Below are 2,500 nucleotides of genomic sequence, written 5' to 3'. Positions count from 1 at the left end.
TGTGTTTAGGGGTGAAAGGCCAATCAAGCCGGGAAATAGCTGGTTCTCCGCGAAATCTATTGAGGTAGAGCGTCGGATGATTGCCGTTGGGGGTAGAGCACTGGATGGTTGCGGGGGTCGCGAGATCTACCAATACTAACCAAACTCCGAATACCAACGAGTCTAGTCCGGCAGACAGACGGCGGGTGCTAAGGTCCGTCGTCAAAAGGGAAACAGCCCTAACCTACAGCTAAGGTCCCCAAGTCACGTCTAAGTGGGAAAGCATGTGGGATTTCCAAAACAACCAGGAGGTTGGCTTAGAAGCAGCCATCCTTTAAAGAAAGCGTAACAGCTCACTGGTCTAAACAAGAGATCCTGCGGCGAAGATGTAACGGGGCTCAAGACGTGCACCGAAGCTTAGGGTTCAGTCTTTGACTGAGCGGTAGCGGAGCGTTCCGTAGGCCGTTGAAGCGGGAGGGTAACCGACCGTGGAGGTATCGGAAGTGCGAATGCAGACATGAGTAGCGATTAAGAGGGTGAGATGCCCTCTCGCCGAAATTCCAAGGGTTCCTGCTTAAAGCTAATCTGAGCAGGGTAAGCCGGCCCCTAAGACGAGCCCGAAGGGGGTAGTCGATGGGAACCACGTTAATATTCGTGGGCCTGGTGGTGTGTGACGGATGCCGTAACTGGTCAGGGCTTATTGGATTGCTCCTGGCTGGGAAGATGTCCCAGGAAATAGCCCCACCGTATAGACCGTACCCTAAACCGACACAGGTGGAATGGTAGAGTATACCAAGGCGTTTGAGAGAAGTATCCTGAAGGAACTCGGCAAATTGCCTCCGTACCTTCGGAAGAAGGAGGCCCCACATATGCGCAAGCACTTGTGGGGGGCACAGGCCAGGGGGTAGCGACTGTTTAGCAAAAACACAGGGCTCTGCTAAGTCGGCTTCAAGACGACGTATAGGGCCTGACGCCTGCCCGGTGCCTGAAGGTTAAGAGGAGGAGTGCAAGCTCTGAATTGAAGCCCAGGTAAACGGCGGCCGTAACTATAACGGTCCTAAGGTAGCGAAATTCCTTGTCGGGTAAGTTCCGACCTGCACGAATGGCGTAACGACTTCCCCACTGTCTCCAGGATATGCTCAGCGAAATTGAATTCTCCGTGAAGATGCGGAGTACCCGCGGTTAGACGGAAAGACCCCGTGCACCTTTACTGCAGCTTCAGAGTGGCATTAGGAAAGAACTGTGTAGCATAGGTGGGAGGCTTTGAAGCGAGGGCGCCAGCCCTCGTGGAGCCATAGGTGAAATACCACCCTGTTGTTTTCTGATGTCTAACCTCGCACCGTTATCCGGTGCAGGGACCCTCTGTGGCGGGTAGTTTGACTGGGGCGGTCGCCTCCTAAAGAGTAACGGAGGCGCGCGATGGTGGGCTCAGGACGGTTGGAAACCGTCTGTTAGAGTGCAATGGCATAAGCCCGCCTGACTGCGAGACTGACAAGTCGAGCAGAGACGAAAGTCGGTCATAGTGATCCGGTGGTCCCTCGTGGAAGGGCCATCGCTCAACGGATAAAAGGTACGCCGGGGATAACAGGCTGATGATTCCCAAGAGCTCATATCGACGGAATCGTTTGGCACCTCGATGTCGGCTCATCACATCCTGGGGCTGGAGCAGGTCCCAAGGGTTTGGCTGTTCGCCAATTAAAGTGGTACGTGAGCTGGGTTCAGAACGTCGCGAGACAGTTTGGTCCCTATCTGCCGTGGGCGTCGAAATTTGAGAGGAGTTGACCCTAGTACGAGAGGACCGGGTTGAACATGCCTCTGGTGTACCAGTCGTCCTGCCAAGGGCGCAGCTGGGTAGCTATGCATGGACGGGATAACCGCTGAAAGCATCTAAGCGGGAAGCCTCCCTCAAGATAAGATTTCATCGAGCCGTGATAGACCATCACGTTGATAGGCCGGATGTGGAAGCGCGGTAACGCGTGAAGCTAACCGGTCCTAATTGCTCTGTTCGCGCTTGAGATGCCCCACCATCAACGACAGCTCTGATCCGCTGTCAAAGACAAGTGGTCGGCAACAAAGCCAGATATATAGAGGATATGCACGGGCATCGATTAACCCCCCCAAAAGCGCCAGCTCCATTGCTTGGTGACCATAGCGTCAGTGACCCACCCGATCCCATCCCGAACTCGGCCGTGAAACCTGACTGCGCCGATGGTACTGTGGCTCAAGCCCCGGAAGAGTAGGGCGTCGCCAGGCATTGAAGCTCGCGCTTTTGAGGATACACAAAACCCATTCACTTTGTTTGTTGGCCTCAGGCGCCGGCGCGGACCTCCGTCCGCTTGGCTGCCGCGCCATAAGGCGCGACGGCCCTTCGCCCTTGCGGAGCCTAAAGCCTCCGCCCCTGACCAACAAACCCTATGGTGACGCGGGATGGAGCAGCCCGGTAGCTCGTCAGGCTCATAACCTGAAGGTCGCAGGTTCAAATCCTGCTCCCGCAACCATAACACCAATATACATACCAACA

The 2,500-nt window shown here is 55.3% G+C and carries 1 tRNA gene and 2 rRNA genes (1 of these 3 cut by a window edge); all 3 read left to right on the top strand.

The window, feature by feature from the left end:
• A 23S ribosomal RNA gene (locus AX724_RS16590) occupies positions 1-1,995 on the top strand; it begins 802 nt to the left of the window's first position.
• A gap of 122 nt (positions 1,996-2,117) precedes the next feature.
• Positions 2,118-2,232, top strand: a 5S ribosomal RNA gene (gene rrf / locus AX724_RS16585).
• 168 nt (positions 2,233-2,400) lie between these two features.
• Positions 2,401-2,477: transfer RNA gene (locus tag AX724_RS16580), tRNA-Met, on the top strand.
• Positions 2,478-2,500: the final 23 nt, after the last annotated feature.

It is taken from the genome of Sphingobium sp. CCH11-B1 (genome assembly GCF_001556865.1).
Taxonomy (GTDB): Bacteria; Pseudomonadota; Alphaproteobacteria; order Sphingomonadales; family Sphingomonadaceae; genus Sphingobium.
The sequence above is the reverse complement of the archived record's forward strand: the minus strand, read 5'-3'. Positions and strand labels throughout refer to the sequence as shown.